The sequence below is a fragment of the Geminicoccus flavidas genome (assembly GCF_009806515.1).
Classification (GTDB): Bacteria; Pseudomonadota; Alphaproteobacteria; order Geminicoccales; family Geminicoccaceae; genus Geminicoccus; species Geminicoccus flavidus.
Window position 1 is genome coordinate 1 of sequence record NZ_WUJP01000743.1, and the last position, 2,501, is coordinate 2,501.

General features: G+C 66.1%; 2 protein-coding genes. Both read left to right on the forward strand.

Annotated elements, in window-relative coordinates; genetic code table 11:
• Window positions 1-1,734: Ig-like domain-containing protein (locus tag EQG76_RS21310; RefSeq protein WP_159716341.1), on the forward strand; the 1,734-nt coding region annotated here is incomplete at its 5' end.
• A 187-nt stretch (window positions 1,735-1,921) separates the two neighbouring features.
• The coding region (locus EQG76_RS21315; RefSeq protein WP_159716342.1) for a lipopolysaccharide biosynthesis protein at window positions 1,922-2,501 on the forward strand (580 nt) is incomplete at its 3' end.

Below are 2,501 nucleotides of genomic sequence, written 5' to 3' on the forward strand. Positions count from 1 at the left end.
GAGACCGCCTTGGACGTCCAGCGCATCGCCCCCCAGTTCCTCGCGGTCACCTGGCAGCAGAACAGCAATCCGCAGATCTGGATCGACGCCAAGGCCGACACGCCCAGCTACGAGACCTCGGTCCGCAGCGGCACCACAAGCTTCAGCAACGGCCCCTTGCGGATTGGCCGGGCCTCCTTCGATGCGTCGTCCGCCTGGGACGGTGCCATCGACGAGGTGCGGCTGCGCGCCTCGGCCCTGCCCGAGAACTGGCTGAAGGCCGAGCATCTCAATCACCGCCGGCCGGGCGCCTTCTACGGCCTGGGCGGCGAGGACGCGTTCGGCACGACCAACCAGGCGCCTGTCGCGGTGCCCAACCGGGTCGCGACCTCGCGCAACACTGCGATCACCATCGATGTGCTGGCCAACGACATCGACCCCGAGAGCGGCACGCGCATCCTCGTCTCGGGCCAGGTGGGCACGCCGGCGAACGGCACCGCGGTGATCTCGGCCGGGAAGATCGTCTACACGCCGGCCACCGGCTTCGTGGGCGAGGACGCCTTCACCTACACGATGCAGGACGCGCAGAATCAGACCTCGGTCGGCACGGTGGTGGTCGAGGTCGCCCAGCCGGCCGCACCCACCAACGACGACAAGCCGTATCGGGGCCGCTTGTTCGGCTGCGCCATCCATGCCGAGGCAGTTGGCAACACCCGCTATGGCTACGGCAAGCCGGCCGCGTTCCGCTTCGCCGCGGAGCGGAGCGGCCAGATCACCTCGTTGCGGTATTTTCTACGCTATGACCAGGCCACCGGCCATGTCGGCTACAGCATCGGCAATGGCGGCACGATCCGGATCGAGCTGCGCACCAACGATCCGGCCACCGGCTTTCCGACCAACACGGTGCTGGCCAAGACCGCCAACCTGACCAATCTCATGAACTCGGACCGCTTCGCGCAGATCCCGTTCCAGGCACCCTTCCCGGTGCTGACCGCCGGCGAGATCTACCACCTCGTCTTCCTGCAGCTCGATTCGAGCGGCAAGAACGAGATCTCGGTCAACATGCTGCACACCAAGATGCCGATCCCGACCGGCAGCACCGGCCGGATGGGCCCGTTCCACGGCGACGCCATGGCCCATCTCTGGGTCAACAATTCCGGCGGCTGGTACGTGCGCACCGACCGCTGCCCGATCTTCGAGCTCTACTACGCGGACGGCATGGCCTGCGGCGTGGGCTGGATCTTCGCCCATGACAGCGGTGACAAGCAGGTCGGCGGCTCGCTGATGGCACGGCAGCGCCTGCCGATGCTGGACGAGAACCGCAGCGTCAACGGCGTGTGGCTGCGGGTGCGCAAGTCCGGAGGCTCCCCAACGGACCTGATCTGCCAACTGATTGATGCCTCGGCCAGCACCATCATGGAGGACGTCCGCATCCCGCCCAGCCAAGTCGTCACCAGCACCCGCTATGACGTCACTGTACCATGGCAGTTCAAGTCATTCTCGCAGCCGCGCCTGCTGACACAGGGCAAGACCTACCTGATGCGGTTCTCCGCCACTTCCGGGAACTACTGGTTCGGCGCGGCACAGCGCGGCACGGCCTATGGCTTCAAGGAGCGGAATATCGTGCCTTCCGCCTATGCGGAGTACAGCGTGAATGGCGGCTCGAGTTGGTCGGGCTGGAACTTCACCTCGGAATCGCTGGGCACTCATACCCGCACCGACATGGATCTGCCGGTCGCGCTACAGATCACCTGATCCGCCCGATCTGCCAGCGAGGCAGCGGCCGCGTCCTCTGGACGCGGCCGTTTTGTCGTCGGCTGAGGCACATGGTGAGGCAGATCGACCATATCGGATCGCCCGGTCTCGCGGTGATCGCCTCGGCGTGGCATGAGAGGCGCCGTTCAAGCCTCAACCGGAGTCGTCAGCCGCAGTGCTCGCTCGTTTGACCCACCGCTTCAAGAAGGGCGGGCTAGCTCGCAACGCGCTGACCGTCACCCTCGGAACGCTCGCGGCGCAGGCGCTGCTGATCGCGGTCACGCCTGCGGCGCAGGCGCTGCTGATCGCGGTCACGCCGCTTCTGACCCGGCTCTACACGCCCGCGGATTTCGGCGTGCTCGCCGTGTTCACCGCAATCGTCTCTATCACCGGTGCCGTCACGAACCTGCGCTATGAGACCGCCATTCCTCTAGATGGGCGCGACGAGGATGCCGCGGCTACCTTCCTGGCAGCCGTGATCACCGGCTTTGCCACGACCTGTCTGGTTGCTCTTGCGGTGGCGCTATGTGGCGAACAGCTCGTGACGGCTGCCAACGTTCCCGGTCTTGGCCCGCTGCTCTGGGCGATCCCTATCGGGACGCTGGGCATGGCCTTCTACAATGCAACCAATCTTTGGGCGGTCCGACGGCAGGCATTCCGCGCGGTGGCGCTGAGCAAGCTGGCCCAGTTCGGCTTCATGGCCGTATGGCAGGTCTTCCATGGCTGGCTTGCAAAGGGACCAGCCGGGCTGGTGGTAGGGCAGGCGC